This window comes from Brevundimonas sp. NPDC055812 (genome assembly GCF_053616535.1).
In genome coordinates this window covers 239,330-264,357 of record NZ_JBSHDX010000003.1, presented here as the reverse complement: position 1 = coordinate 264,357, position 25,028 = coordinate 239,330, and the positions used below count along the sequence as shown (strand labels likewise).

At 68.8% G+C, this 25,028-nt stretch carries 27 protein-coding genes; 12 read left to right on the top strand and 15 right to left on the bottom strand.

The annotated features are described in order from the left end of the window. Window positions 1-14: 14 nt before the first annotated feature. The 5 genes from ACWGL1_RS06600 to ACWGL1_RS06580 form a co-directional block, all read right to left on the bottom strand. Complete coding sequence (locus tag ACWGL1_RS06600; RefSeq protein WP_452111546.1) at window positions 15-821, bottom strand: inositol monophosphatase family protein; 807 nt, start codon at window positions 819-821, stop codon at window positions 15-17. Window positions 822-954: 133 nt separating this feature from the next. Further along, complete coding sequence (efp, locus tag ACWGL1_RS06595; RefSeq protein WP_200167699.1) at window positions 955-1,521, bottom strand: elongation factor P; 567 nt, start codon at window positions 1,519-1,521, stop codon at window positions 955-957. Between the two features lie 127 nt (window positions 1,522-1,648). Then, window positions 1,649-2,185: a TspO protein gene (locus ACWGL1_RS06590; RefSeq protein WP_291776580.1), complete on the bottom strand. Its 537-nt coding sequence runs from the start codon at window positions 2,183-2,185 to the stop codon at window positions 1,649-1,651. A gap of 72 nt (window positions 2,186-2,257) precedes the next feature. Then, complete coding sequence (gene bfr, locus ACWGL1_RS06585; RefSeq protein WP_291776578.1) at window positions 2,258-2,758, bottom strand: bacterioferritin; 501 nt, start codon at window positions 2,756-2,758, stop codon at window positions 2,258-2,260. Window positions 2,759-2,921: 163 nt separating this feature from the next. Next, entirely contained in the window at window positions 2,922-3,107 is a 186-nt protein-coding gene (locus tag ACWGL1_RS06580; protein ID WP_291776575.1) for a (2Fe-2S)-binding protein, read from the bottom strand. Window positions 3,108-3,224: 117 nt separating this feature from the next. Here ACWGL1_RS06580 and thiE point away from each other — a divergent pair, with 117 nt between their 5' ends. From thiE to ACWGL1_RS06565, 3 genes are all read left to right on the top strand, one after another. Next, on the top strand, window positions 3,225-3,896 hold the full coding sequence (thiE, locus tag ACWGL1_RS06575) for a thiamine phosphate synthase (protein WP_452111545.1): 672 nt from the start codon (window positions 3,225-3,227) through the stop codon (window positions 3,894-3,896). Between the two features lie 64 nt (window positions 3,897-3,960). Further along, window positions 3,961-5,640: an ATP-binding protein gene (locus tag ACWGL1_RS06570; protein WP_452111544.1), complete on the top strand. Its 1,680-nt coding sequence runs from the start codon at window positions 3,961-3,963 to the stop codon at window positions 5,638-5,640. Window positions 5,641-5,699: 59 nt separating this feature from the next. Beyond that, window positions 5,700-6,545: a hypothetical protein gene (locus ACWGL1_RS06565; protein ID WP_452111543.1), complete on the top strand. Its 846-nt coding sequence runs from the start codon at window positions 5,700-5,702 to the stop codon at window positions 6,543-6,545. Between the two features lie 4 nt (window positions 6,546-6,549). Here the strand turns inward: ACWGL1_RS06565 and ACWGL1_RS06560 are convergent, their stop codons facing one another. From ACWGL1_RS06560 to ACWGL1_RS06545, 4 genes are all read right to left on the bottom strand, one after another. After that, a complete protein-coding gene (locus tag ACWGL1_RS06560; RefSeq protein WP_452111542.1) occupies window positions 6,550-6,885 on the bottom strand; it encodes a VOC family protein in 336 nt (111 codons plus the stop codon). 232 nt (window positions 6,886-7,117) lie between these two features. Beyond that, window positions 7,118-7,630 carry a serine protease inhibitor ecotin gene (gene eco / locus ACWGL1_RS06555; protein WP_286950251.1) on the bottom strand — a complete coding sequence of 171 codons (513 nt, stop codon included), beginning with the start codon at window positions 7,628-7,630 and terminating at the stop codon, window positions 7,118-7,120. A gap of 50 nt (window positions 7,631-7,680) precedes the next feature. Continuing rightward, window positions 7,681-8,871, bottom strand: a complete 1,191-nt coding sequence (locus tag ACWGL1_RS06550; protein WP_452111541.1) for a thiolase family protein — start codon at window positions 8,869-8,871, stop codon at window positions 7,681-7,683. A gap of 72 nt (window positions 8,872-8,943) precedes the next feature. Continuing rightward, entirely contained in the window at window positions 8,944-9,780 is an 837-nt protein-coding gene (locus ACWGL1_RS06545) for an acyl-CoA thioesterase (RefSeq protein ID WP_452111540.1), read from the bottom strand. A 164-nt stretch (window positions 9,781-9,944) separates the two neighbouring features. On the opposite strand from ACWGL1_RS06545, the gene ACWGL1_RS06540 reads away from it, so the two are divergent. Beyond that, window positions 9,945-10,439 (top strand): winged helix-turn-helix transcriptional regulator, encoded by a 495-nt coding sequence (locus ACWGL1_RS06540; RefSeq protein ID WP_346487389.1) that lies wholly within the window; start codon window positions 9,945-9,947, stop codon window positions 10,437-10,439. A gap of 35 nt (window positions 10,440-10,474) precedes the next feature. On the opposite strand, the gene ACWGL1_RS06535 is transcribed toward ACWGL1_RS06540, so the two are convergent. Further along, window positions 10,475-11,116, bottom strand: a complete 642-nt coding sequence (locus tag ACWGL1_RS06535) for a hypothetical protein (RefSeq protein ID WP_452111539.1) — start codon at window positions 11,114-11,116, stop codon at window positions 10,475-10,477. A 113-nt stretch (window positions 11,117-11,229) separates the two neighbouring features. Here ACWGL1_RS06535 and ACWGL1_RS06530 point away from each other — a divergent pair, with 113 nt between their 5' ends. Then, the gene (locus ACWGL1_RS06530) at window positions 11,230-11,925 is read left to right on the top strand and encodes a helix-turn-helix transcriptional regulator (RefSeq protein WP_452111538.1); all 696 of its coding nucleotides are present in this window, start codon (window positions 11,230-11,232) and stop codon (window positions 11,923-11,925) included. A gap of 66 nt (window positions 11,926-11,991) precedes the next feature. After that, window positions 11,992-12,354 (top strand): VOC family protein, encoded by a 363-nt coding sequence (locus ACWGL1_RS06525; RefSeq protein ID WP_338578252.1) that lies wholly within the window; start codon window positions 11,992-11,994, stop codon window positions 12,352-12,354. A 9-nt stretch (window positions 12,355-12,363) separates the two neighbouring features. Here ACWGL1_RS06525 and mnmA read toward each other — a convergent pair whose 3' ends face one another. From mnmA to ACWGL1_RS06500, 5 genes are all read right to left on the bottom strand, one after another. Further along, the gene (gene mnmA / locus ACWGL1_RS06520; RefSeq protein WP_452111537.1) at window positions 12,364-13,596 is read right to left on the bottom strand and encodes a tRNA 2-thiouridine(34) synthase MnmA; all 1,233 of its coding nucleotides are present in this window, start codon (window positions 13,594-13,596) and stop codon (window positions 12,364-12,366) included. Window positions 13,597-13,706: 110 nt separating this feature from the next. Then, window positions 13,707-13,991 carry a CtrA inhibitor SciP gene (sciP, locus tag ACWGL1_RS06515; RefSeq protein ID WP_024353268.1) on the bottom strand — a complete coding sequence of 95 codons (285 nt, stop codon included), beginning with the start codon at window positions 13,989-13,991 and terminating at the stop codon, window positions 13,707-13,709. Window positions 13,992-14,177: 186 nt separating this feature from the next. Continuing rightward, entirely contained in the window at window positions 14,178-15,611 is a 1,434-nt protein-coding gene (gene flgE, locus ACWGL1_RS06510) for a flagellar hook protein FlgE (protein ID WP_291776546.1), read from the bottom strand. Window positions 15,612-15,623: 12 nt separating this feature from the next. Further along, complete coding sequence (locus ACWGL1_RS06505; RefSeq protein ID WP_452111536.1) at window positions 15,624-16,370, bottom strand: flagellar hook assembly protein FlgD; 747 nt, start codon at window positions 16,368-16,370, stop codon at window positions 15,624-15,626. A gap of 2 nt (window positions 16,371-16,372) precedes the next feature. After that, the gene (locus ACWGL1_RS06500) at window positions 16,373-17,845 is read right to left on the bottom strand and encodes a flagellar hook-length control protein FliK (RefSeq protein WP_452111535.1); all 1,473 of its coding nucleotides are present in this window, start codon (window positions 17,843-17,845) and stop codon (window positions 16,373-16,375) included. Window positions 17,846-18,235: 390 nt separating this feature from the next. Here ACWGL1_RS06500 and flgK point away from each other — a divergent pair, with 390 nt between their 5' ends. From flgK to ACWGL1_RS06470, 6 genes are all read left to right on the top strand, one after another. Continuing rightward, window positions 18,236-20,326 (top strand): flagellar hook-associated protein FlgK, encoded by a 2,091-nt coding sequence (gene flgK / locus ACWGL1_RS06495; RefSeq protein ID WP_452111534.1) that lies wholly within the window; start codon window positions 18,236-18,238, stop codon window positions 20,324-20,326. Then, window positions 20,323-21,270: a flagellin gene (locus tag ACWGL1_RS06490; protein WP_346521067.1), complete on the top strand. Its 948-nt coding sequence runs from the start codon at window positions 20,323-20,325 to the stop codon at window positions 21,268-21,270. The genes flgK and ACWGL1_RS06490 overlap by 4 nt, the downstream gene beginning before the upstream one ends. Window positions 21,271-21,465: 195 nt before the next feature. Then, window positions 21,466-22,584, top strand: a complete 1,119-nt coding sequence (locus ACWGL1_RS06485; RefSeq protein WP_291776536.1) for an ABC transporter permease — start codon at window positions 21,466-21,468, stop codon at window positions 22,582-22,584. Continuing rightward, window positions 22,581-23,375: an ABC transporter ATP-binding protein gene (locus ACWGL1_RS06480; protein WP_452111533.1), complete on the top strand. Its 795-nt coding sequence runs from the start codon at window positions 22,581-22,583 to the stop codon at window positions 23,373-23,375. The genes ACWGL1_RS06485 and ACWGL1_RS06480 overlap by 4 nt, the downstream gene beginning before the upstream one ends. A 15-nt stretch (window positions 23,376-23,390) precedes the next feature. After that, window positions 23,391-24,329: an MlaD family protein gene (locus ACWGL1_RS06475; protein WP_291776532.1), complete on the top strand. Its 939-nt coding sequence runs from the start codon at window positions 23,391-23,393 to the stop codon at window positions 24,327-24,329. Beyond that, window positions 24,326-24,958 carry an ABC-type transport auxiliary lipoprotein family protein gene (locus ACWGL1_RS06470; RefSeq protein WP_291776530.1) on the top strand — a complete coding sequence of 211 codons (633 nt, stop codon included), beginning with the start codon at window positions 24,326-24,328 and terminating at the stop codon, window positions 24,956-24,958. The genes ACWGL1_RS06475 and ACWGL1_RS06470 overlap by 4 nt, the downstream gene beginning before the upstream one ends. Window positions 24,959-25,028: the final 70 nt, after the last annotated feature.

The window sequence follows — 25,028 nt, the reverse complement described above, 5'->3', positions numbered from 1 at the left end:
GGAGGGACAATGTCTTACGCCTCGCGCAGGATCTTGCGCAGCTTGGCCTGGATTTCCGGGTTGCCGGCGACGATCTGCTTGCCGCTCATGGGGTCGCCGTCCTGGTCGATGGTGGTGACGACGCCGCCGGCCTCGGTGACCAGCAGGATGCCCGCCGCCACGTCCCACGGCTGCAGGTTGCGCTCGAAATAGGCGTCGTAGCGGCCCGCCGCGACCCAGGCGAAGTCCAGCGAGGCCGCGCCCAGGCGACGGATTCCTGCGACGCGCTGGCCGACGGCGTGGATGTCCTTGATGGCCTGTCCGTGGCCCGTCTTGCCGATGAAGGGCAGGCCCGTGGCGATCAAGCACTCAGCCATGTCGGCGCGTCCGGCGATGCGGATGCGCATGTCGTTCAGGTAGCAGCCCTTGCCCTTTTCGGCCCAGAACATCTCGTTCATGACCGGGTTGTAGGTGACGCAGGCCACGATCTCGGACGTGCCGTCGGGATGCTTGCGCTCCAGACCCACCGTGATGGCGAAGTGGGGCATGGCGTGCATGAAGTTGGTGGTGCCGTCGATCGGATCGACGATCCAGGTGTGGGTCTTGTCGGTGCCCTCGACCATGCCGCGTTCCTCGCCCAGGAAACCGTAGCCGGGGCGGGCCTTCAGCAGCAGCTCGAACAGGGTCTGCTCGGCCTTGACGTCGGCGGCGGTGACGAAGTCGCCGGGGCCCTTGCGAGACACCTGGAGCTGCGACACCTCGCCGAAATCCCGGAGCATCGGGCGGGCGGTCTTGCGGACGGCGTCCATCATGACCTGGAGCAGGGCGGAAGCGAGGGCCATAGGCGGTTCTCCTGATCCGTCGATCCTCGAAAGGCCTGCGGCCCGGATGGACGGAGAAGCAAAAGGGGCGCGGACCATCCGCGCCCCTGTAGTCTTTACAGCGCCCGGCCTTGGCCGGGAATGACGGCGTTTGTTAGTCCGCGCGGCGGACGTATTCGCCGGTCGAGGTGTCGACGATGATTTTCTCGCCCGTCGACATGAAGGGCGGGATCATGACGCGGATGCCGTTCGACGCCTTGGCGGGCTTGTAGGACGACGAGGCGGTCTGGCCCTTCACGGTCGGCTCGGTCTCGACGACTTCCAGAACGACCTGTTCCGGCAGTTCCAGGCCGATCGGACGCTCTTCGTGCGACTCGATGATGACCTTCATGCCTTCCTGCAGGTAGGGGATGCGGTCTTCGCCGACCCAGCCCTTTTGCAGTTCGATCTGCTCATAGGACTCGTCGTCCATGAAGACGAGGGTTTCGCCGTTGTCGAACAGATAGGAGTAGTCGCGCTGTTCCAGCGTGACGCGCTCGACCTTGTCTTCCGAGCGGAAGCGTTCGTTCAGCTTGTTGCCGGTTTCGAGGTTCTTGGCCTCGACGTTGGCGAAGGCGCCGCCCTTGCCGGGCTTGACGTGGCTGGCCTTGGTGACGACCCACAGGCCGCCGTTGTGTTGCAGGACCATGCCGGGCTTGATGGTGTTGGCGTTGATTTTCATGAGAACCGTAGGGCTCGTTGCTGGGGGGCGGCAGGCGCCGACCGCCAGGGCGTGGCGCGCCAAATCGCCGGGAGCCCTAGAGGATAAGCCGAAAAAGGGCAATGGCGCTGCTCGGCGACTCGCGGATTCAGACTGCGTCGTCCAGACCGCGTTCCGCCTGATTGGCCAGGCGCACGCCCATGCCCGTCGGGGCGGCCAGCTTGCCCGCGCCGGGGTCAAGTTTGCGCGCTTCATGGGCGAAGGCGGCGGCCAGACCCGCCGACGACATGGCGGCCAGAATCTGGGTCCACCGTCCGGTGGGCCGCGCGGCCAGCCAGACGGCGTTGACCGTCTGGGCGACGGCCCACAGGCCCATGGCGGCGTTGCGTCCGGGCCTTGCGGGCGCGTTCCACACGCGCAGGGCCGACAGGGTGGTGGCGGAGAAGACGGCGGGAAGAATCAGGCTGAACGGTCCGCGCGGCCGCTCGGTGATCGGACCCTCGCGTTTTCGGGCGCCGGTCAGGCCGCGTGTCTGCGGAGGAACGGCGCGGGTCGCCACGGCCGTCGCCGCCAGGGCGAAGCCGACGGTCAGCGCCGCGCCCAGGGCGACGTGGCGCCAATCGCGGCCTTCGGCGTTGAGGAAGTCCGCCGCGTGGTCGCGGGCGGCGTCGAGGGCGTCGTCCATGCTGCTCATGCAGCCAAGAACAACCGGGCGCGGCGGACGTTCCCGCCTTCTGAGGCCGCGCCCGGCCTTGGATCAGTTCCCCGTGGCGGCGCCGTCGGTGACGATTTCCTTCATCGCCGACTGCAGATAATTCTGGGCGCCCATCAGTTGGATCAGGCTGTGTTGGTTCTCGAGGAAGTCGACGTGCTCCTCGGTGTCGGCCAGGATCTTCATCAGCAGGTCGCGGCTGACGTAGTCGCGGGCTTCCTCGCATTGGGTGACGGCGTCGCGGGTCGTGGCGCGGCTGTCGATCTCCAGCTGCAGGTCGGCGCCCAGGCATTCGATCGGGTCCTCGCCGACCTTCAGCTTGTGCAGGTCCTGCAGATTGGGCAGGCCGTCCAGAAACAGGATGCGCTTGATCAGCATGTCGGCGTGCTTCATCTCGCCGATCGATTCCTCGTAGATGACGTTGCCGAGGTGGGCCAGGCCCCAGCTCTCGAACATGCGGGCGTGCAGGAAGTACTGGTTCACCGCCGTCAGTTCGTTGGTCAGCACCGCATTGAGGGTGCGGATGATCGCGGGATCGCCCTTCATGGTCGTCGTCCTTCAAAAAGCGGCGGCGGAGACGGCCTCGACGCAAGGCCGAGCCTCCTGACCGCCCGTGACGACCTTCATATCACGGCTTTGCAGCCGCTGATTATTTGCGAGTTTTTATCACTGCATTGATAATGCGAGTGAAATCCGCTTTCAAAACCGTCTATTCGGCGGCGATGGCGAAGGCGGTCTGGGTTTCCTGGATCATCTGGCGCATCTCGCACACGCATTTGGCGCACTGGGGCGCGCACTGGTGGCTGGCGAAGATGTCCTTCGGGCGGCTGGCGCCCGCCTCGATGGCGAGGGCGACGTCACGCTGGCGAAGACCGTTACAGTTGCAGACGTACAAGGCGAGGCACCCGGAACACTGAGAATGGCTCGCTATAGCACTTATTAAGGCGGGTGCAAATCATTCGCATGCACATGCGACATTGACGGCGCCGACGCCGACGGGCAGGGCTCGGCCATGGCTCGTCAACCGCAAATTCCCGCCCGTCCGCCTTGCAGGCTGTACCTGATCACTCCGGCCGCCATCCCGGATCTGGACGCTTTCGCCGCCGATCTGGAGACCGCCCTGGCGTCTGGCGACTGCGCCGCCCTGCAGATCCGCCTGAAGGAGGCCTCGGACGAGGAGATCCGGGCCGCCGTCGCCCGGCTGAAGCCGATCTGCCAGGCGCACGACGTGGCTCTGATCCTGAACGACCGCCCCGATCTGGCGCGCGCCACGGGCTGCGACGGCGTGCATGTGGGCCAGGAGGACGCCTCCCTGGCCGAGGCGCGTCGCATCATGGGCGAGGACGCCATGATCGGCGTCACCTGCCACGACAGCCGCCACCTGGCGATGGAGGCGGCCGAGGGCGGGGCGGACTATGTCGCCTTCGGCGCCTTCTTCCCGACGGCGACCAAGGAAGTGGTCCATCACGCCGAGCTCGAGATCCTGACCATCTGGCAGGAGACGATGGAGGTTCCCTGCGTCGCCATCGGCGGCGTCACGGCCGAGAACGCGGGCGGACTGGCGGCGGCGGGCGCGGACTTCGTGGCCGTCAGCGCCGGGGTCTGGGCGCATCCGCAGGGGCCGGCGGCCGCCATGCGGGCCTTCGACGCGGCCCTCGCGGCGGCTTCGGCGACCGTCGCCTGACTTCAGAGGATGTTTAGGAAGCTGGGGCAGGGTGCGAGGCCAGTGTCGCATCGTGGACCCGATCATGACGATGAGCCGCGCGCTCGAAAGGAATGAAACCGTCGTAGAGCCGTCGGGCCAGGCACCCGTCGCGCCCCCGTCGTCGCAGGCGAACGCCGCCTTCTTTCGACAGCCTCTGCTGCCGATCCTGACCGCCGTGGGGGTGACGATCCTCGTGGTTCTGGCGATCAGCTTCGCCCGGGCCAATGGCGTGGTCGCGGCCCTCTGGGGCGCCGGCGGCCTGGCGATGGCCCTGTGGCTGCGCGGCGGTCGGGGAGCCGCCTATGATTGCGGCTTCGCCGTGCTGATCGCCGCGGGAGTCCTGGCGGGCGAGTTCCTGAGCGGCAATGGGCCGACCCTGGCCCTGCTTTTCACCGTGGCCAACCTGTTGGAGATCGCCCTGGCGGTGGTCCTGACACGACGGCTGGTGACGGGACTGCACGTCGACAGCGTCGAAGGATTGGCGCGGTTCCTGACGGTCTGCGCCATAGCGCCGTTGCCTTCCGCCGTGTTCAGCGCCGTCGCTCTGCACATGATGATCGGCGTGGATCTGCTGGATTCGCTGCGGATCTGGTGGAGCGGGCACGCCCTGGGCTTCGCTGTCCTGGGCGTGTTCGGCCTGACCCTGCGCCGGAAGCATCTGGATATTCTGCGCCAGCCCGCGCGTCTGGCCGAGGGCGTGGCGCTCAGCGCTCTGATCCTCGGGGCCTGCTACGCCATCTTCTCGCAGTTGAGCCTGCCCTATGGGTTTCTGCTGCTGCCGCTGCTGGTGCTGATGGCGGTGCGCTTCCGCGTGGTCGGCATCGCCTGGGCCCTGGTGATCGTTTCGATCATGGCCATCGGCGGCACCATGGCCGGGAACGGCCCCTATCACGCCTTCGCACCCGAGCAGCGGGCGATGCTGGGCCAGCTTCTGGTGCTGCTGGGCTATATGCCCATCGTCATGGTCGCCGCCCTGCTGGAGGAGCGCGACCGCCTGACCGAGCGGGCTCGCGAGGGCCGGCTGCGGGCCGAACGCGCCTCGGCGGCCAAGTCGCGCCTGCTGGCCAATGTGGCTCATGAGATCAAGAGCCCGATCGGCGGCGTCATCGGCATCGGCGAACTGTGGGCCGGCGGGCACCTGGGCGCGACGACGCCCAACCAGGTCGAGATGGCGCAGATGCTGGTCAAGACGGCCCGCCAGGTCGAGGCCCTGACCCATGATCTGCTCGACGTGGCGCGGGCCGAGGCGGGGGCGGTCAAGGTCGATCTGAGGCCCACCGACGTCACCGGGGTGCTGGAGGACGTGCGCCGCAGCCTGCTGCTGAATCCTGAGGCGGCGGCGGTGAAGATCGACGTCGTGGCCGCCGGCGATCACCTGGTGGCGCGGGCCGATTCCCAGCGCCTGACCCAGGTGGTGGGCAATCTGGCGAACAACGCCGTCAAGTATGGAGCGGCGGGCGGCCTGGTCGTCCTGCGCGCTGCCTGGAGCGGCGACCGCGTGCGCATCGAGGTCGTCGATCGCGGGCCGGGGCTGTCGGCCGAGAAGCAGGCCCAGTTGTTCGAGCCCTTCAATCGCCTGGGGCTGGAGCGTTCGGCCATCGAGGGGCACGGCGTCGGCCTGACCCTGGCCAAGCGGCTGGTGGAGCTGCAAGGCGGCGAGATCGGCGTGAACTCGGCGTCGGGCCAGGGCGCGACCTTCTGGGTGGAGCTGCCCGGCGCCTGATCGTGAAGGGCGAGATGGCCGCTTGACCCGGCGCGGCCCTCGCCGCCAATGTCGACGCCATGAAAACCGTGATCGTCGCCCTGTCGCTTGTCGCTCCGCTGGCTGCGGCGGCGACGCCCGCATCCGCCCAGCAGGACCCGGAGGAGCGCGCCCGCATCGAGGATCTGACGCGTCGGTTGAACGGCGCGCCGCCCGCGCCCCAGAGAGCCGCGCCCGAGAGAGCCGCGCCGCCGACAGCCCAGGCCGCGCCTCAAGCTTCGCCGTCAAGATCGACGCCTGCGCCTGCCGCATCCCCGCCTGCGGCCGCGCGCCAGGACCCGGCCGAACGGGCGCGGATCGACGACTTGACCCGCCGCCTGAACGGCGCGCCCGCTTCGCCGACGCCGGCCTCGCCGACGCCGTCATCCGCAGTTCCCCCGCCGACCCCCCAGCCTCAATCGCCGAGGCCGACGACGCAGCCGCAGGCCGCCCCGCGCACGCCGTCCGCTCCGCCCTCTGCGGCGCCGGTGCGCTCGCCGCAGCCCGCCCCCGCGCCCGCGCCTCAGGGCCTGAGCGCGGCCGAGCGGGCGGCCCTGCCGTTCCGCATCGACCTGCCGCCGGGCTTCCAACTGGTCGAGGGACGGGCGGCGCCGGGCGCTCACGTCTATTCGGCGCGCAAGGCGGGCAAGACCTATCTGATGATCTACGCTGGGCCTTCCTCGCAATTTCCGATCTATGACGGGGAACAGGTGACGGTCGGCGGCCGCGTCTCGGTGGTGACGACCGAAGGCCAGCGTCGCATCGCCATGGAGCACCTGTTCCAGCGTTCGGCCGAGCCGGCCGAGATCCACGTCTGGCTAATGGCCCAGGACGGCGCCGACCGCGACGAGGCCGAGCGCATCGCCCAGACCGTGGACCCGAAGTAGGGCCTTACTTTTCGGACCAGACGGCCAGTTCGTTGCCGGACGGGTCGCGGAAGTGGAAGCGCCGCCCGCCGGGGAAGGCGAAGATGGCGTGGGTGATCGCGCCGCCCGCCGCCTCGACCCTGGCCTGCATGGCCTCCAGATCGTGGGCGTAGAGGATGGGCAGGGGCCTGGGCGTCATGGCGTCGGGGGTGAAGCCGCCGTCCAGGCCTTCGCTGAACGCCGCATAGGCGGGTCCGTAGTCCTGGAAGCTCCAGCCGAACGCCTGGGCGTAGAAGGCCTTGTGCGCCGCCAGATCCGTCGCGGGCAGTTCGAGATAATCCAGCTTGCCGTCTTCGCGCATGGCGACTCTCCGAGAGAAATGGAGACGGACGCTTGCACGACGGCCGACTCTGCGCAAACCTGCAAATGGTTCGCAAATGCAGGAGTCGGCCCATGATCGTCCTGAGCGCCGGATGCGCCTCCCTGGCCTCGCTGATGCAGCGGGATGCGGATGGAAGACGTGGGCCTGATACAGAACGGGCGCCGATCGAATCCGACCGACGCCCGCGTCTGATTTCAATGAACGGCGGCGATCAGCGCGCCGTCTGGGTCTCGCCCGCACGCCACACGCGATAGCGCACCTCGACGTCCGACGGCGTGTAGACCACCACCGGCAGGCGCGAGTTGTAGCGGATCAGCGGCTGCTCCTGCGTCGTCACGAAGGCTTCGCGCTCCGAGCCCGGAGGGCAGCCCATCAGGGTGCTGGCCGCGTTCCCTAGGGCGGGCAGGACATAGTAGTCGTAGCCCCAGCCCTCGGCGGTGCGGGTTTCAAGACGGCCGCCGAAGAACTGGCGGTTGCAGTCGACCGTCTGGGTCTTGCCCAGGATCAGCTCGACCTTCAGCGCGTCCTCGTCCGACTGGGCGGGCAGGTTGATGACGTGGCGGGTCTGGCCCGCCGTCGCGGCCGGGAAGGCCTTGAGGTCAGCGGAACCGGCCTGGCCGGTCACGGAGTCAGCCTGGGTCATGGCGCCTTCGGCCTGGGCGGTGGCGCAGGCGGTCAGGCTGAGGGCGGCGACGCCGGCGGCGAGCAGGGCGGGGAGTTTCAAGGGGGAGGTCTCCGTAGTCAGTAAGCTAGGCCGCCGACAACGCCGCAGGCTCAGACGAGTTCCACCGCCATGGCCACGGCCTCGCCGCCGCCGATGCACAGCGAGGCCACGCCCTTCTTGCCGCCGCGCGCCTGAAGCGCCGCCAGCAGGGTCGACAGGATGCGCGCGCCCGAAGCGCCGATGGGGTGGCCAAGGGCCGTGGCGCCGCCGTTGACGTTCAGCTTGGCGCGGTCGATGCCCAGTTCCTTCTGGGCGATCATGGCGACGACGGCGAAGGCTTCGTTGACCTCCCACAGGTCCACGTCCTCGACCGACCAGCCGGCCTTCTTCAGCGCCTTCTGCATGGCGGGGACGGGGGCGGTGGTGAACAGGCCCGGTTCGTGGGCGTGGGCGGCGTGGCTGACTACGCGGGCGACGATGGGCAGGCCCAGCGCCTTGGCCGTGCTTTCGCGCGTCATGACCATGGCGGCCGCGCCGTCCGAGATGGAGCTGGAGTTGGCGGCGGTGATCGCGCCGTCCTTGACGAAGGCGGGCTTCAGCGTCGGGATCTTGGCCGGATCGGCCTTGCCAGGCTGTTCGTCCTCGCTGACCGTGACCGGGCCTTTGCGGGTGGCGACCTCGACCGGAACGATCTCGGCCTTGAAGGCGCCCGAGGCGATGGCCGCCTTGGCGCGGTTCAGGCTTTCGATGGCGTATTCGTCCATCGCCTCGCGGGTGAACTGATACTGGGCGGCCGCGTCTTCGGCGAAGACGCCCATGGCCTTGCCGGGGGAATAGGCGTCCTCCAGCCCGTCCATCATCATGGAGTCGACGATGACGTCGTGGCCGATGCGGGCGCCGCCGCGGTGCTTGTTCATCAGATAGGGGGCGCCGGTCATCGACTCCATGCCGCCCGCAACGATGACGTCAGCCGTGCCCGCCAGCAGGGCGTCGTGCGCCATCATGGCCGATTGCAGGCCTGAGCCGCACATCTTGTTCACCGTCGTCGCCTCGACGTGCTTGCCCAGGCCGGCGCCGATGGCGGCCTGACGCGCGGGGGCCTGGCCCAGACCGGCGGGCAGGACGCAGCCCATGAAGATCTGCTCGACCTTTTCAGGCGCGACGCCCGCGCGCTCGACGGCGGCCTTGACGGCGGCGGCGCCCAGATCGGTGGCCTTGACCGGCGACAGCGCGCCCTGGAAGCCGCCCATCGGGGTGCGGGCGAAGGAGCAGATGACGACGGGATCAGCAGCGGCGGTCATGACAGGCGTTTCCGTGATTGAATCGTTTCGAGGGGGATTAGGGGAGGCGAAGGCCCGCTGGCAAGCGGCGCCTCACAGCAGCTTGCGGCGCTGGCGGGCCAGGGCCAGCGGGCGGCCGTCCGCGCCCCAGGCGATCGCTTCGTCCACCGACCAGCCCAGGCCGTGGTCGAGGAGGCGATATTCGAAGAAGGCCCAGCCGTCGGGCGCGCTGACCGGCGTCGGATCGGCCAGGAAGTCGCAGCGCAGGTCCACCGTCGTCATCATCGGCGGCGCCTTGAAGGCCGTCCAGGCGGGCGGATACAGGGCGTCCAGCAGGTAGCACATCCGCAGTTCGTCCAGCGCCGCGCCGTCCCTCACCCGCATCCAGACCCGCTCGACGACCGGCTTGCCCTCATTGCCGCCCAGGATGTTGGGGCCGCCGTCGAAGCGATAGTCGACGTGCTGAGAGAAGCGCGGCGCCATCGGGCCGCTGATGCCCGGCGCATCCTTCAGGCTGTCCAGCGAGGGCGGTGGCGCCAGCAAGGGCGTCAACGGGACAGGCGTCGCGCCGTCGGGGCCGTAGGTGGCGCTGGCGTGGTGGGTCAGCTTCGAGCCTTGGCCGCCTTCGACCACGGCATAGGCGACGTTGCGGCCGCCGCGCAGCATCCGGGGCCGGAAGTGCAGGGACTGACCATAGCGCGCGGCGGCCAGATACTGGACCGTCAGACTGCGCAGCGGCGCCTCGATCCCCAGCCCCTGGCGCATGGCCCCGGCGCACAGGGCCGCCAGCAGCCCGCCGAAGGGAAAGCCCGCCTCGGGCGGGGCGCTGATCGGGCCGTTGGAGAATTCGCCCGACAGATGGGCGGCCAAGGTCCCATCGTCCTCGGGCGTCAGGCGGAAGGCGGCGTGGATCAACTCGGGTTCAGTCATGGCTCTCATCGAAAAGCGGAGGCGGAACCTGCGACGGCGCCGCCTCCGAGTCGAGGGAAGGAAACGGCCGGGGAGCGGCCATGTCCGTTGCAAATAGAAACTGACTTACTCCGTCGCGATTGGCAACCCTTGTCAAAAGCCTGACGCGAGGTCACTTTCCGGTCATGGGACGCACCGCCGACTATTCGCGCCAGAGCTGCTCGGTCGCCGCCACCCTCGAGGTGATCGGTGATCCGTGGACCATGCTGGTCATCCGCGACGCCTTCAACGGCGTCCGTCGCTTCGAGCAGTGGCAGGAGCGGTTGGGCGTCGCGCGCAACGTCCTGGCCGCGCGCCTGAAATCCCTGGTGCATCACGGCGTGCTGGAGCCGCGCCCCTATTCCGAACGCCCGCCGCGCAACGAATATGTGCTGACCGCCAAGGGCAAGGATCTGTACGGCGTCCTGGTCACCCTGCACGCCTGGGGCGAGAAGCACGTCTATGGCGACGAACCGTCGGGCATCGTCCTGCGCCACAAGACCTGCGGCCATGACCTGAAGCCGCGTATCGCCTGCGGCTGCTGCAATGAGATGGTTCGCCCGCGCGAGGTGGAGGTGGTCTTCACCGAGAACCGCCCGACGGTCGGCGAGGTCATGCCGACCAAGGACGAAGCGGCCTGAGGGTCTGCGCCGGCGCAGGCTGGCGGGATGGCCGATCAGCCTGTCTTGTGCTGCGAGACGTCGTCCGACCCGCCCATCCCCATCCCCATGCCCATGCCGCCCCCTCCGCCGCCGGAGCCGCCGCCCTTGGCGTCGTCGCGGCCGCTCTTGCTTCCTGACGGGCGGGCCGGACCTTGCGGCGGAATGTCGAGGCCGCGCGGGACGGGGGTGAGGTCCAGAGCCTTGCGGATGAAGTCTCGCAGGGAGACGACCAGGGCGTGGGTGCGCACCGGCCGTCCGGCGACGAGGTCGCGCGCGGCCTGTTCGGCCAGGCGCACCTGGTCTTCCGTCCCCAGCAGGATGATGTCGGACAGGGCCGATTCAACCGCATCGCGGATGCGGCGGGCGCGGTCCGAGCGTGCGTGAGCGGCGTCGTCGTCGCCGGCGCCGCCGCGCCGGATGTCGCGCATGTGGCGAGGATCGACGCTCAGATCGCCGGTGAAGGATCCGCCCAGCACCTTATAGGCGGCGATCAGAGTGCGCAGGCGCTCGTTGATCTGGCGGTTCATCCGTTCGCGCCGCTGCTGGATGGCGAACATCATCATCAGCCGTATGCCCATCCCGATCAGCGTGACCAGGGCCAAGCCCAGCAAGGTGGCGAACAGGCTCTGCCATGAGCTGAAGTCGATGCCGCGCAAGGGCGTTCTCCCGTTGGGAATCCATCATGTCCGCTCAGGCGGGGCGGGAGCAAGAGCGTCCCTGTCCGACCGATGCTGCCGCTTTCTGACAGCAAGTCTGTTAAGCTTGCGGGGTGTCGCGCTCCGAACGTCTTCTTGATCTTCTCAACACCCTGCGGCGCCATCGTCGGCCCGTCAGCGGCCGCGCGCTGGCGGAGGAGACGGGCGTTTCCCTGCGCACCCTCTATCGCGACATCGCCAGCCTGCAGGCGCAGGGCGCGACGATCGAAGGCGAGCCGGGCGTGGGCTATGTGCTGAAGCCCGGCTATCTGCTGCCGCCGCTGATGTTCACGCCGGAAGAGATCGAGGCCCTGGCCCTGGGCTCGCGCTGGGTGGCCGAGCGGGCGGATGCGCGATTGCGCGATGCGGCGTTGAGCGCCCAGGCGCGGATCGCGGCGGTGCTGCCGCCGGATCTGCGTGATGAGATGGAGGCCTCAGCCCTGTTCATCGGGCCGGGCGCGCCGATCCCGGCCGATGCGGTCGATCCGGCCCATTTACGCAAGGCGATCCGCATCGAGCGCAAGCTGAGGCTGAGCTATCGCGACGAGGCGGGGGCGGCGTCGGACCGGGTCGTCTGGCCCTTCGCCCTGGCCTTCTTCGACCGGGTGCGGCTGCTGATCGGCTGGTGCGAACTGCGCGGCGACTTCCGCAGCTTCCGCACCGACCGCATCGTCGAGGTCGAGGTGCTGGAGACCCGCTATCCCACGCGCAAGGCCGTGCTCCTGAAGCGCTGGCACGAGGCCTGCGACCGTCAGGGGCCGCCGCGATGATGCTGACAGAAACTGGCGGCAGGTCCGGCTAGGTTCTCCTTCTGTTCAGGCGGAGGGACCTTGACCATGAGCGACGACATTGTGCTGAACGTGGCCGATCCGGACGCCAGCGCGCGTTTCTACGCCGGGCTGCTGGGCCGACGACCGGTCGAGGCGGGGCCGGACCATGCCGTTTTCCTGCTGGCGCCGGGGCGGAGACTCAGCCTATGGCGCGGTCGAGGCGGAACCCAGGCGGACCTGCGCATGGAGGCGCCCGGCGTGGTGGATGAACTGCACATCGACTGGTGGGACCGGGGCGCGCGCATCGTCCTGCCGCCGACGGACATGGACGGCGGCCACGGCTTCGTGGCGCGCGACCCGGACGGCAACTGCCTGCGGGTCTACGCGGCCCATCGGAACCGTCACCCTCGGGACAGCCCCCGAGGGTGACGATGGGGGTTAGACCGCCACGGCTTCGGTCGACTGGATGAAGCCGCCGCCCAGGACCCGTTCGTCGTCGGCCGGATCGTAAAGGACGCAGGCCTGACCGGGTGCAACGCCTTCCTCGCCCTGATCGAAGACCACCTGAACGGCGTCATCGATGAAAGCGAGGCGGGCGGGGGAGGGCTGGCGGGTCGAGCGGACGCGGGCCAGGACCGGAGCGCCGTCGCGGGCGGCTTCCTCGATCGTGGCCTGATCGCCCAGCCAGTTGGTTTCCTCCAGCGTCAGGCGGGCGGTCAGCAGGGCTTCGCGCGGGCCGACGATGACGCGGCGATGGTCGGGCTCCAGCTTGACCACGAACAGGGGCTCGCCAACGGCGACGTTCAGCCCCCGGCGCTGGCCGATGGTGTAGTCGGTGATGCCCGAATGGCGGCCCAGAACCCGGCCGTCCATGTGAACGATCTCGCCCGCCTCACGCCCCTGTGGCCGCAGGCGGTCGATCAAGGTGCGATAGTCGCCGGTCGGCACGAAACAGATGTCCTGGCTGTCCGGCTTGGCGGCGATGCGCAGGCCCAGCGATGCGGCGACGCCCCGCACCTGGGGCTTTTCCAGATCGGCGAGCGGGAAACGCAGATAGTCGAGCTGATCCTGCGTCGTGGCGAACAGGAAGTAGGACTGGTCGCGCGAGTGATCGACCGCCTTGCGCATCTGCGAGCGGTTGCCGTGCGTCGCGCGGCGGACATAGTGGCCGGTGGCCATGGCCTCGGCGCCTAGGTCCCGAGCCACGTCCAGCAGGTCGCGGAACTTCACCGTCTGATTGCAGCGGATGCAGGGGACCGGCGTCTGGCCCTTCAGATAGGAGTCCGCGAACTGGTCGATCACCGCGTCCTTGAAGCGGTTTTCATAGTCGAGGACGTAGTGCGGAATGCCGATCAGGTCGGCGGCCAGACGGGCGTCGTGAATGTCCTGACCGGCGCAGCAGGCGCCTTTCTTCTTCAGCGCCTCGCCGTGGTCGTAGAGTTGAAGCGTCACGCCGACGACGTCATAGCCCGCCTTGTGCAGCAGGGCGGCGACGACGGTGGAATCCACCCCGCCGGACATGGCGGCGACCACGCGCGCGCCCTGCGGCAGGCCGACGGCCTGTCGCACGCTCTCGATCGCGGCGTCCAGGTCGGCTTGCGACATGGGGGCGATGTCGGGAACGGGGCAGAGGATGTCGTCGGTGAGGGCGTCCATGGTCATCGCCGCCATTTAGGCCCTGATGCGCGCGATTTCGAGGCCTGGCTCGAAACGAAGGCGGGCCCAATGAAAAAGACCGCCCCGTTCTGGAGCGGCCGTGATCATGCGTTCAGGCGAAAAGCCTAGTCGCGGTAGCTCTGGATGCGCGTGGTGCGCAGACCCTGCATGCCCCATTTGTCGATGGCCTTCTGCCAGGCCATGAACTCCTCGGCCGTCAGACGGTACTTCTCCAGGGCGTCCTCCAGGCTGATCAGCCCGCCGCGCACGGCGGCCACGACCTCGGCCTTGCGGCGGATGACCCAGCGGTTCGTGTCCGAGGGCGGAAGATCCCGCAGGGTCAGGGGCGTACCCGTCGGGCCGACCACGTACTGTTCGCCGTTACTGTTAAGGCGTCGCTCTTGCAGCATGGGCTTAAGCCTCTCTCACCACCACCATAGACGCGCAGGCTAGGCCCCCGCCCGCTAAAAGGCTTTTAAGCGTCGTGGTGAAGGAATGGCTAAGACGCATCCGGCCGGTCCGGCGCCTTCTGCGCCGGCTAAAGGAAGGATTCATCGAGTCTAACGAGACCTTGCTCATGGAGTCCTGTTGGCCGATCAGCGCTTGATGTTGATCAGCTCCGCCAGCATCTCGTCGGCGGTGGTGATGATCTTGGACGAGGCCGAATAGGCGCGCTGGGTGGTGATCAGGCCGGTGAACTCGGTCGAAAGGTCGACGGTCGAGGCTTCCAGCTGCTGGGCGCCCAGCAGGCCCGCGCCGCCGGTGCCGGGGGCCTTCAGGTTGAAGGTGCCTGAGTTCTGGCTGACACGGAAGGCGTTGCCCGACACCTCGGTCAGGCTGTCGGCGCTGGGGAAGGTGGCCAGGGCGACCTGGGCGATCTTGCGCATGACGCCGTTGTCGAAGATGGCGGTGACGAAGCCCGCCTCGTCGATCTTCACCTCGGTCAGGTTTCCGAAGGCGGTGCCGTTCGTATAGGTGGCCTGGACGATGGAGGTGCTGTCGTACTGCGTCAGGCCGCCCGCCGAGGCGTTCAGGTCGAAGGCGATGGTCTGGGCCGCAATGCCCAGGTCGGCGGCCCAGGCGCCGTCAGCGCCCGCGGTCGCGCCGTCCGACGAGCCCAGCGACAGGCTGGCGTTGGTCGGGTCGTCGAACAGGCCGGTTCCGGCCGCCCAACCCTGCATCTTGGCCACGTCGAGGCGGCCGTCCTGGGTGAAGGCGATGCGTCCCGACTTCAGCAGGCCGTCCGTATTGGTGACCATGTCGGCGGGCGCGCGGATCTCGGCGTACCACTCGTTGGCGTCGGCGCTCTTCAGGAAGGAGACGGTGATGTTGCGCTGCCCGCCCTTGGAGTCGGACACGGGAATGGTGATCTCGAAGTCCGGCTTCACGCCCGTCGCAGGGTCGTTGGCGTACATGGACATGGAGTTGGCGGCGGGGTCATAGGCCGTGACGCCGGCCGGCGGGGGCGTCTGGGCGGCTTCATTGACGGGCTGGCTGGACTTCAGGTTGGCGTTCAGGCCGACGCGGGTCGTGGGTTCGGCCGCGCCGCCGACCGAGCCGACGTTGATGGTGCGCAGGCGGCTCATGTCCGACGGGTCGCTGTTGACCACGCCGTCGGCGTCGACCGGCCAGCCTTGCAGATACAGGCCCGAGGTGTTCTGCAGGTAGCCCAGGTCGTCGATCTTGAAGGCCCCGGCGCGGGTGAACAGGCGCGCGTCCGAAAGGGTCAGGTTCTCGGACTTCTCGGTGACGACGAAGAAGCCCTGGCCGGCGATGGCCAGGTCGGTGCCCGAGGTGGTGCGCTGAAGCTGACCCGCCTGGCTGATGAAGTGGCGAGCGGCGGCCTGGACGCCGCCGGCGGAGTAGCTTGCGCCGGCCGTCTGGGCGTTGACGACGGTCGAGAACTCGGTCGACGCGCGCTTGTAGCCGACGGTGTTCACGTTGGCGATGTTCTGCGAGATCGTCGAAAGGGCCGCGGCGTTGGCGGTCAGACCGGACACGCCGGCCATCATGGCGCCGTTGATGCTCATGACTGGGGTTCCTTACGAAAGAAGATTGAGAGGATTGAGTTTCGAGGCGAGGGCGCTGAGCGCGCCGGCGTCCTCTTCGGGATCGGGCTGGGCGGCGACCTTCTGCTCTTCCAGCGCGATCAGGCTGGACACCGGCATGATCGACTTGCCGATGATGACGAAGGGGGTGTTGTCGTACATCTCGACGCCGGTGACGCGGCCGCGGATCAGCACCTGGCTGTCAACGTCCTTGCCCGCGCCGTCCTTGGCGAGGACCTTCAGCGTATAGACGCCGCCGTCGTCCACCTGACCGCCGCCGGTCGTGGCTCCGTCCCACTTGAAGTCGTGCATGCCGTTGGTCTTGTCGGAAGCAGGGCCGCTCCAGACCACCTTGCCCGAGGCGTCCAGCACCTGAAGCGTGACGTCGGTCGCGTCGGCGGCCAGCTCATAGCTCCAGTTGGCCTCGCCGTCCTCGAAGCGGGTGGCGGACCAGACGGCGGTGGCGTCCTTGCCGATATACTGCGAGGCGCCGGTCAGGCCGTCGCCCTGCTGGGCCCTCAGCAGGCTGGTCAGCAGATCGTTGGTCAGAAGCTGCTGCTCGACGCCCGCCATCTGGGTCAGCTGGGCGGTGAATTCGTTGGAATCGACCGGCGACAGCGGGTCCTGGTTCCTCAGCTGGGTGGTCAGCAGCGACAGGAAGGTCTGGAAGTTGGAGGCCAGCATCTGGCCCCCGGCGTTCACCCGGCCTGCGGCGTTGTTGGTGGAGACGGCGTCAACCATCGTCAGACCTTCAGATCGACGCGATCAGGCGTCAGGGAAAGGGATGTCCATGCGCCCGGCGGCGGAACGGCGGCGTCTGCCTCGGCGGCCAGGCGGGCCGCGCCGGCGAAGGCGCGACGGTCAGGCTGGCGTTCAAAGGCGCCGTCGCCGAAGCCGGAGGACGGGTCGCGCTCGGCGAACTCCAGATCGTCGGGCGACACCTGCAGGCCCGCATCCAGAAGCTGACGGCGCAGTTCGTCGGCGCGGGCGCGCAGGTCGGCCGCCGCCGCCGGATTGTCGAAGGCCAGGCGGGCCGTGACCTGGCCGTCGGATTCGATCTCCAGGCTGACGTCGACCCGGCCCAGGCCCTCGGGCGTCAGGGCCATGTCGAAGCGGGTCGAGCGGCCGTCCAGTTTTCGGATGATCTGGGCGGCGATCTGGGCCGTGGTCTCGACCGTGGCGCGCGACAGCTGGGACAGGCCCAGGTCGCGGTGCGCGCCCGGCGCCTGGGGCGCGGGGGCCTCCGCAGGGGGCAGGGGCGCGGCGGCGGGATCGGCCTCAGGAGACGGAGCAGCCGGCGAAGACGCGGAAACCGCCACGACGGGCGCTGGAGCGACGGTCGGGCGGGCGGCGGACGCTGATGCGGTGTCGGCGTCGGTGGGCGCGTCGGATGGAGCGAGGCGGGCGGAGGCGGAGGTTTCGGCTCCATCCGTCGCCGCCATCGCCGCCTGAAGCGCGTCCCTGGCCGAGGCCAGGCGCTCGCCCGCGCCCGATCGGACGCCGGTCAGGGTCTGCAGGACGGTCGTCTGAGCCGGAAGGGCGGGCGGCGTCGGTCGCGGGGGCGCCGGGGCGTCGTCCCCGCTCTCGCCGCCAGCGGCCGAGGCCTCAGACGGAGCGTCCGTCTCCGCAGGCGCGGCCGGCATCGCCGCCTTGAGGGGGACGACGGGCGCGGCGATAGCGGCGGCCTTGGCCGCATCTGCGGCCGTGACGAGGGTTGCGGAAGGCGCGGGCGGAGCGACGGCCTCGGCCGAGGGAGCGGTTCCGGAGAGATCGGTCGGGGCGCCGGCTTGTGCGAGACGGTCGAAGGTCGGGACTGGTTCTGCGACCTCATGATCGGCCTGCGGGGCGGGCGTCGTCGCGCCGACGGCGGGAGGCTCCGCCGCCAATTCGGCGACGGCCGGGGCGGCGTTCGTCTCAGGCGCGGGCGAAGAGGGGGCGGCGGCGGGCTCGAGCGGCTCCGGTTGCGGCGTCGGCGGAGGCGCAAACCAGACGGGCGGGGCCGGGGCGACGGCGGCGTCGTCCCTGGCGGGCTCGGCGGCGACGATGATCTCGAGACCTTCAGCCGTTCGAGCGGTCGGGGCGGCCGTCGGCGCGTCCTCCTTGAGCATCAGGCCTGCGAAGACGGCGCTGTCCGTCGCCGCCACGGCGGAGGCGTCGAGGCTCGCGCCGGCGGGGGCGGCGGGCGTCAGAACGGACAGGAGGCTGACGGCGGACATGCGGACGGCAGGCGCTTTCGGTCGGTGAGGGCGGCGCCTGCTGCGCCTGGGTCATTCGGCAGAGCCTCCGCAAACGCCGGGCCAAGCGCAGGTGTTCAATTCAAAATACTGAATTATATAGATATTTATAGATTTCTCGCCGTGGGCGCCGACGTGTGAAGCCGGGCGCTTCTTGCCGCGCCTGTCGCTTTTTGCCGGGCGCGGGCGGCGCCTGCGGATTTGGCCCGCCGCTTGCCTCCTCTGTCTTCGAATGCACAGGGGCTGAACGCCGATGTCGAGGAAAATCAAAGAGATGGTCAGAAGACCTGCTCAATTCGCCGGGCAAGATCTGCACGCTCGCCTGCAAGGCTTGCCGAGCGGGCGCGTGCGTCTGGGCGTGGGAGGCGTCTGATGTCCCTCAATTCGATCATGAACATCGCCACCTCGGGCATGAACGCGGCCCAGACGCAGCTGCGGGTGGTCTCGGACAACGTCTCCAACGTCAACACGCCCGGCTATGTCCGCAAGATCGCGGATCAGCAGTCCTGGGCCAGCCAGGGCGTCGGGGCGGGGGTGGAGATCGCCCGCATCCGCCTGGCCACCGATCGCTTCCTGCAGGCCGCCAGCCTGAACGCCAGCGCCGACGCCGGGCGCCAGACGGTGCGCTATGAGCTGTATGACCGCATCCAGTCGATGTTCGGCGATCCCGGCGCGAACAGCGGCTTCTTCTCGCAGATCGACAGCGTCTTCGCCGCCTTCGCGGCCTCGGCTCAGGACGCGACGTCCGGCCCTGCGCGCCAGGAGGCCATCTGGAAGACGCAGGGCCTGTTCGACGAAGCCGCCCGCATCAACGCCCAGATCCAGTCTGTGCGCGAAGACGCCGACGCCCGCATCAAGAGCGCGGTGGAAACGGCCAACAGCCTGCTGGAGCAGATCGAGAAGCTGAACGTCGAGATCGCCAAGGCCACGGTGGTCAACGCCGACTCCTCGGGCGCCCAGACGGCCCAGGCGGCCCTGATCGACCAGTTGTCCACCCTGATGGATGTGCGGATCACCGGCCGGGCCGTCGGCGGGGTGGAGATCCGCACCGGCGCCGGCATCCTGCTGGCGGGGCAGGGGGCGGCCAAGCTGGACTATGTGCGCGCCGGCGCCGTCTCGGCCGAGACGGTGTTCAATGAGGTCATGGTCATCGAGCCGCCCGCCGGAAAGGCGCGCTCCCTGGCCGAGGGGCTGAGCTCGGGCGAGATCAAGGGCCTGCTGGAACTGCGCGACGGCGAGGCCCCGGCGACGGCGGAGCGTCTGGCCGAACTGATGTCGCGCCTGGCCGACGAACTGAACCGGGCTCACAACGCCTCCTCGGCCGCGCCGCCGCCGAACAGTTTGACCGGCCGCAACGTGGGGCAGTCGCTGGAGACCGCCTTGCAGGGCTTCACCGGCCGGACCTCCATCGTCATCACCGACGGCCAGGGCGTCGTCGTGCAGAAAGTCGATCTGGACCTGGCGACGTTGAACCCGGCGACCTTCCTGGCCGATCTGAACGCCCAGCTGGGCGCCAACGGCAGCGCCAGCTTCGTCGACGGACGGCTGAAGATCGAAGGCGCGGCCGGCACGGGCGTGGTGGTGGTCGACGATCCGGCCGCGCCCTCGAACAAGGGCGGACGGGGCTTCTCGCACTTCTTCGGCCTGAACGACCTGATCGCCAGCGAGCAGCCGACGATCTATGAAACCGGCATGACGGGGGCGTCGCAGCACGGCTTCACGCCGGGCGACGCCATCACCTTCCGCTTCAGCGATGCGGCGGGCGCCAAGCTGCGGGACATCGAGGTGGTGGTCCCGGCCGGCGGCGACATGACCAGCCTGCTGGCCGCGCTCAACGATCCGATGACGGGCGCCGGGCGGATGGGGACGTTCAGCCTCAGCGCGGCGGGCGAGATGACGTTCACGCCGCGCCCCGGATCGGGCGCGACCCTGTCGGTGCTGCAGGACCGCACGACCCAGGTTCCGTCGGGCGTGTCGATGAGCGCGCTGTTCGGCCTGGGCGGCGCGCGCGCCTCGCGGGCGGACGCCTTCTCGATCAGGGCCGATATCGCGCGCGACCCGGCCCTCATGGCCTTCGCCCAGGCCGATTCTGCAGCCGGGGTCGGCGCGGCCGTGGTCAGCAAGAACGACGCGCGCGGGGCGCGGCTGTTAGCGAGCGCCGGCGAGAACGCGGCCTCCTTCTCGGCGGCCGGCGGGGCGGCGGGCGGCTCCATGTCGCTGTCGCGCTATGCGTCGGAAATGTCAGGCGAGATCGGCAGCCGGGCCGCCATGGCCAAGAATAACGCCGCCAGCGCCACGGCCCTGGCCAAGGAGGCGACGGCGCGCCGCGTCTCCGTCGAAGGCGTCAACCTGGACGAGGAGCTGGTGCTGATGACCACCTATCAGCAAGCCTTTAACGCTTCCGCCCGCATGGTTCAGGCCGCCAAGGACATGTACGACATCCTGCTGGGAATGGTGCGATGACCCGCGTTTCGACCTACGGAAACTATCAGTCGGCCCTGCTGGATCTGATGTCGGCCCAGTCGCGGGCCGACGCCGCCCAGAAGAAGGTCAACACGCAGAAGAACGCCACCGATCTGGTGGGCTTCGGGCGCGGTTCGGAGACGGTCAGCGCGCTGAAGTCCAGCCAGACCCGCATTCAGACCTTCATCGACACCAACAAGGCCGTCGCCGCCCGGCTGGAGACCCAGGACCTGGCCATGGAGCGCGTCGCCGACGCCGCGACCGCCGCGCGCCAGGCGATCGCCGACGCCATCGCCGCCGGGCGGATGGATGCGCTGATGGGCTCGCTGGAAAGCCTGTTCGCCGAGGCCCAGGACGGGCTGAACATGAAGCATCAGGGCAAGTATCTGTTCGGCGGCGGCGTCATCGACCGCGCGCCGGTGGACTTGCCCGAGATTCCCGGCCAGCCGGGCGCGACTATGATGGCCAAGCTGGCGGCCCTGCCTGACGAAGGGGCGGCCTTCCGCAACGATCAACTGAAGCAGTCGTCCTGGCTGGACGAGAACGTATCGATGGACACGGGCTTCCTGGCGGACGCCATGGGAACGGAGCTGTTCGCCATCTTCCGCGACATCCAGCTGGCGCATGAGGCGGCGCCGCTGGAGGGGCAGATGACGGACGCCCAGAAGGCTTTCCTGACCACGCAGATGGGCCGCTTCGAAGCGGCGGCCAAGGGCATGGTGGAGCTGCAGGCCGCCAACGGCGGGATGCAGAACCGCGTGGATCGCCTGCTGGAATCCCAGGAGACGCGGAAGATCTCCGTGGACACCATCCTGGCCGGCAAGACCGACGCCAACATGGCCGAGGCGGTGGTCGAACTGGAGATGGCCCAGATCGCCCTGCAGGCGTCGGCCCAGGTGATCAGCCAGCTGCGGCAGGTCTCCCTGCTGGACTATCTGAGATAGGTCTTTCGCCTTCCGGCGGCGCTGAACGAAAATCGCCCGACGACGTTCACAAAGCTGCGCCGTGACGGGAGGGCTTGGCTTGCGCCCAGCAAAGCCGGAAGAGGTCGAGATTTGTCATCCGTCGTTGACGCGGCGCGAAAAGCATAGCTTTAACCGCCGTATGCGTGCAGGCGGGCCTGTGTCAGTGTCGGACTCATGAATCGGGCGGACTTCCAGATTGACGAGCATCAGGACGGCCAGGCGCGACTGCGGCTGGCCGGCGACTGGTCGACGGTGTCCGTGGGCCGCCTGGGCGATCGGCTGAAGGCCGAGCTGGACGGCCGGCCGGTGACGGCGCTTGATCTGGAGGACCTGGGCCGCTTCGACACCGCCGGCGCCCTGGCCGTGGCTCAGGCGATGAGCCGTCCCATTCCCGAAACCGCCTGGTCGGCCCGGCCCGAGGCGGGGCGTCTTTACCGCATGGTGGCCAAGCTCGACTGCATGACGGCCGAGCCGCCGCGCCGTTCGGCCTCGATGACGCGCGGCTTCGCCAAGGTCGGGCGCGGGGTCTATGACTTCGGCGCCGAGGCCATGCTGTCCCTGGCCTTCCTGGGCCGGTTGATGGCCGCCGTGGTGACGGCTCTGAGGAACCCCGGCCGCATCCGTTGGGCCGCCTGGTTCAGCCAGGCCGAGCGCACCGGCCTGGACGCCATCCCGATCGTGGTGGTGACCAACTTCTTCATCGGCGCCGTGGTGGCCTTCATCGGCGTGGACCTGCTGACCCAGTTCGGGGCGGGGGTGTTCTCCGTGCAGTTGATTGGCGTGGCCGTCTTCCGCGAGTTCGCGGTGGTGATCACCGCCGTTCTGCTGGCGGGCCGCTCGGCCTCGTCCTTCGCCGCCGAGATCGGCTCCATGCGCATGACGCAGGAGGTGGACGCCATGCGGGTGATGGGCGTCGATCCGTTCCAGGCCCTGGTGATCCCGCGCCTGGCGGCGCTTCTGGTCATGCTGCCCCTGCTGACCTTCCTGGCCATGGTGGGCGGGTTGCTGGGCGGGGTCATGGTGTCGTGGAGCCAGCTGAACCTGGGCCCCGTCTTCTTCTTCCAGCGGCTGGTCGAGGACGGTTATATGCCGACCCACATGATGGTGGGCCTGATCAAGGCGCCGGTCTTCGCCCTGGTGGTCGCGGCCATCGGCTGTCGTCAGGGCATGGCCGTGGCGGGCGATGTCGAGAGCCTGGGCCGTCGGGTGACGGCGGCGGTGGTGCAGGCCATCTTCGCCATCATCCTGCTGGACGCCGTCTTCGCCCTGATCTTCATCGAGCTGAACATATGACGGGCGAGGCACGCAAACCCGACGACGGCGAGGCCCTGATCCAGGTGCGGGGCCTGCTCAGCCAGTTCGGCGACCGGGTCATCCATCAGGACCTCGATCTGGACGTGATGCGCGGCGAGGTGCTGGGCGTCGTCGGCGGCTCCGGCACCGGCAAGACGGTGCTGTTGAACTCCATCATCGGCCTGAAGGAGCCGGAGGGCGGGGAGGTGCGCCTGTTCGGCCAGGACCGCAGCGCCATGACCAAGGAAGAGGCGGCCGCCGTCGAGCGCCGCACCGGGGTGCTGTTCCAGCAGGGGGCCCTGTTCTCCGCCCTGACGGTGCTGGACAATGTCGCCTCGCCCCTGGTCGAGCACACGAAACTGCCCAAGAGCACGATCCGCGAACTGGCGGAGATGAAGGTGGCCATGGTCGGTCTGAAGCCAGAGGCCCTCTATCTGAAGCCTGCGGAGCTGTCGGGCGGGATGCGCAAGCGCGTCGGCCTGGCCCGCGCCCTGGCGCTGGACCCCGAACTGGTTTTCCTGGACGAGCCGACGGCGGGGCTGGACCCCATCGGGGCGGCGGCGTTCGACGATCTGATCCGTCAGCTTTCGGATGACCTGGGGCTGACCGTCTTCATGATCACCCACGACCTCGACAGCCTTTACGCCATCTGTGACGAGGTGGCCGTCCTGGCGGACAAGCATGTGGTGGCCAAGGCGCCGGTCGCCGAGCTGGAACGCTCGGACCACCCCTGGATCAAGGAATACTTCCTGGGGCCGCGCGGACGCGCCGCCCACAAGACCGCGGCCTGAGGAGGGCGCGAAACGATGGAAAGAGACGCTCATTACGCCGCCGTCGGCATCGCCACCGTCGCCCTTCTGGTGGCCTTGGCCGTGTTCACGATCTGGCTGGCGCGGCTGCAGTTCAACAAGGACTACGATGTCTATGACATCGTCTTCTACGGACCCGTGCGCGGCCTGTCCGAAGGCGGGGAAGTCCATTTCAACGGCATTCGCGTCGGCGAGGTCACTGACCTGAACCTGGATCCCAAGAAGGCGGATCAGGTCATCGCCCGCGTGCGCCTGAACGGCACGACGCCGGTGCGGGTGACGTCGCGGGCGCAGTTGGAGCCGCAGGGCATCACGGGCCTGAACTACATCCAGATCACGGCGGGCGACCCCAATAGCGCTCTGCTGAAGACGCAGTATCCCGAAAACGTCGTGCCGGTGATCCAGAGCCAGCCCAGCCCCATCGCCGAGCTTCTGAGCGGGTCGGGCACGGTGCTGGCCCAGACGGTGGACGCGCTGAACCGCATCAACCGCGTCATGTCGGACGACAACATCCGCAGCTTCTCGACCAGCGTGAAGAACGTCGAGGCCCTGACCGCCGAACTGGAAGCCCGCAAGGGCATGTTCCAGCAGCTGGAAGAGACGATCACCAAGGCCAACGCCGCTGTCGGCGAATATCAGGCTCTGGGCGCCAGCGCCCGGCAGATGGTCGATACTGACGGCAGGCAGGCCATCGCCAATATCAACAAGGCGACTGAGGAGGCCCAGGCGGCCATCGCCTCGATCAACCGCTCGGCCAGCGGCCTGGAAGGTCCGCTGGGCGACTTCGGCACGCAGACGGTGCCGCAGTTGAACGACACCATCCGTCAACTGGATCGGGCGACGCGCTCGCTGCAGTCGCTGATCGACAATGTCCGCGAAAGCCCGCGCGACTTCATCGCCAAGGCGCCGTCCAAGGAAATCGAGGTGCAGCCGTGATCCGTTCCACACTGATGATTGCGGCGGCGTCGGTCGCCCTGTCCGGCGCCCTGTCCGGTTGCGCTCTGCTGTCGTCGCCGGACCCAGTCCAGCTGTATCGCTTCGGCGGGGCCTCGGCCTTCGCCGGGACGGGGGCGACCTCGGCCTGCCCGGACGTCCATGTCTCCATGCGCAGGGTGGACTTCCCCGAGGCGGCGCGCGGCGATCGCCTGCTGGCCGTGACCGGGGCGGAGGCGGCCTACATCAAGGGCGCGCGCTGGGTGTCGCCGGCCGAGACCCTGTTCGAGGAAGCTCTGCGCAACGCCTTCCTGGACGGCGGAACCTGCACGGTGCTGAGCAGCGGCCCTCTGACACGCGACGGCCTGCTGCTGAGCGTGGACGTGCGGCGGTTCGAGGCCGCCTACGCCGCGCCGGGCGCCGTGCCGGACGTCAACATCGTGGTGCTGCTGCGCCTGGTCCGGCCGGGCGACCGCTCGATCGTGGCCGAGGATCGCATCTCGGTCAGCGAGGGCGCGGGCGAGAACCGCCAGTCGGCCATCGTCGCCGCCTTCGATCGCGCCACCGCCGAGGCCAGCCGCCAGATCGTCCTGTGGACGGACCAACAGGGCTTCCAGGCGATGCGGGACTAAATACCCTTCTCCCGCAAGAGGAGAAGGACGACATGAAAAACCCCGGCGGCCTCGCGGTCGCCGGGGTTTT

Bases quoted from the DNA above. Each gene is read 5' to 3' on its own strand.
- ACWGL1_RS06600 (WP_452111546.1), bottom strand. From the start codon at position 821: ATGGCCCTCGCTTCCGCCCTGCTCCAGGTCATGATGGACGCCGTCCGC.
- efp (WP_200167699.1), bottom strand. From the start codon at position 1,521: ATGAAAATCAACGCCAACACCATCAAGCCCGGCATGGTCCTGCAACAC.
- ACWGL1_RS06590 (WP_291776580.1), bottom strand. From the start codon at position 2,185: ATGGACGACGCCCTCGACGCCGCCCGCGACCACGCGGCGGACTTCCTC.
- bfr (WP_291776578.1), bottom strand. From the start codon at position 2,758: ATGAAGGGCGATCCCGCGATCATCCGCACCCTCAATGCGGTGCTGACC.
- thiE (WP_452111545.1), top strand. From the start codon at position 3,225: ATGGCTCGTCAACCGCAAATTCCCGCCCGTCCGCCTTGCAGGCTGTAC.
- ACWGL1_RS06570 (WP_452111544.1), top strand. From the start codon at position 3,961: ATGACGATGAGCCGCGCGCTCGAAAGGAATGAAACCGTCGTAGAGCCG.
- ACWGL1_RS06565 (WP_452111543.1), top strand. From the start codon at position 5,700: ATGAAAACCGTGATCGTCGCCCTGTCGCTTGTCGCTCCGCTGGCTGCG.
- ACWGL1_RS06560 (WP_452111542.1), bottom strand. From the start codon at position 6,885: ATGCGCGAAGACGGCAAGCTGGATTATCTCGAACTGCCCGCGACGGAT.
- ACWGL1_RS06550 (WP_452111541.1), bottom strand. From the start codon at position 8,871: ATGACCGCCGCTGCTGATCCCGTCGTCATCTGCTCCTTCGCCCGCACC.
- ACWGL1_RS06545 (WP_452111540.1), bottom strand. From the start codon at position 9,780: ATGACTGAACCCGAGTTGATCCACGCCGCCTTCCGCCTGACGCCCGAG.
- ACWGL1_RS06540 (WP_346487389.1), top strand. From the start codon at position 9,945: ATGGGACGCACCGCCGACTATTCGCGCCAGAGCTGCTCGGTCGCCGCC.
- ACWGL1_RS06525 (WP_338578252.1), top strand. From the start codon at position 11,992: ATGAGCGACGACATTGTGCTGAACGTGGCCGATCCGGACGCCAGCGCG.
- mnmA (WP_452111537.1), bottom strand. From the start codon at position 13,596: ATGGCGGCGATGACCATGGACGCCCTCACCGACGACATCCTCTGCCCC.
- sciP (WP_024353268.1), bottom strand. From the start codon at position 13,991: ATGCTGCAAGAGCGACGCCTTAACAGTAACGGCGAACAGTACGTGGTC.
- flgE (WP_291776546.1), bottom strand. From the start codon at position 15,611: ATGAGCATCAACGGCGCCATGATGGCCGGCGTGTCCGGTCTGACCGCC.
- ACWGL1_RS06505 (WP_452111536.1), bottom strand. From the start codon at position 16,370: ATGGTTGACGCCGTCTCCACCAACAACGCCGCAGGCCGGGTGAACGCC.
- ACWGL1_RS06500 (WP_452111535.1), bottom strand. From the start codon at position 17,845: ATGTCCGCCGTCAGCCTCCTGTCCGTTCTGACGCCCGCCGCCCCCGCC.
- flgK (WP_452111534.1), top strand. From the start codon at position 18,236: ATGTCCCTCAATTCGATCATGAACATCGCCACCTCGGGCATGAACGCG.
- ACWGL1_RS06490 (WP_346521067.1), top strand. From the start codon at position 20,323: ATGACCCGCGTTTCGACCTACGGAAACTATCAGTCGGCCCTGCTGGAT.
- ACWGL1_RS06485 (WP_291776536.1), top strand. From the start codon at position 21,466: ATGAATCGGGCGGACTTCCAGATTGACGAGCATCAGGACGGCCAGGCG.
- ACWGL1_RS06480 (WP_452111533.1), top strand. From the start codon at position 22,581: ATGACGGGCGAGGCACGCAAACCCGACGACGGCGAGGCCCTGATCCAG.
- ACWGL1_RS06475 (WP_291776532.1), top strand. From the start codon at position 23,391: ATGGAAAGAGACGCTCATTACGCCGCCGTCGGCATCGCCACCGTCGCC.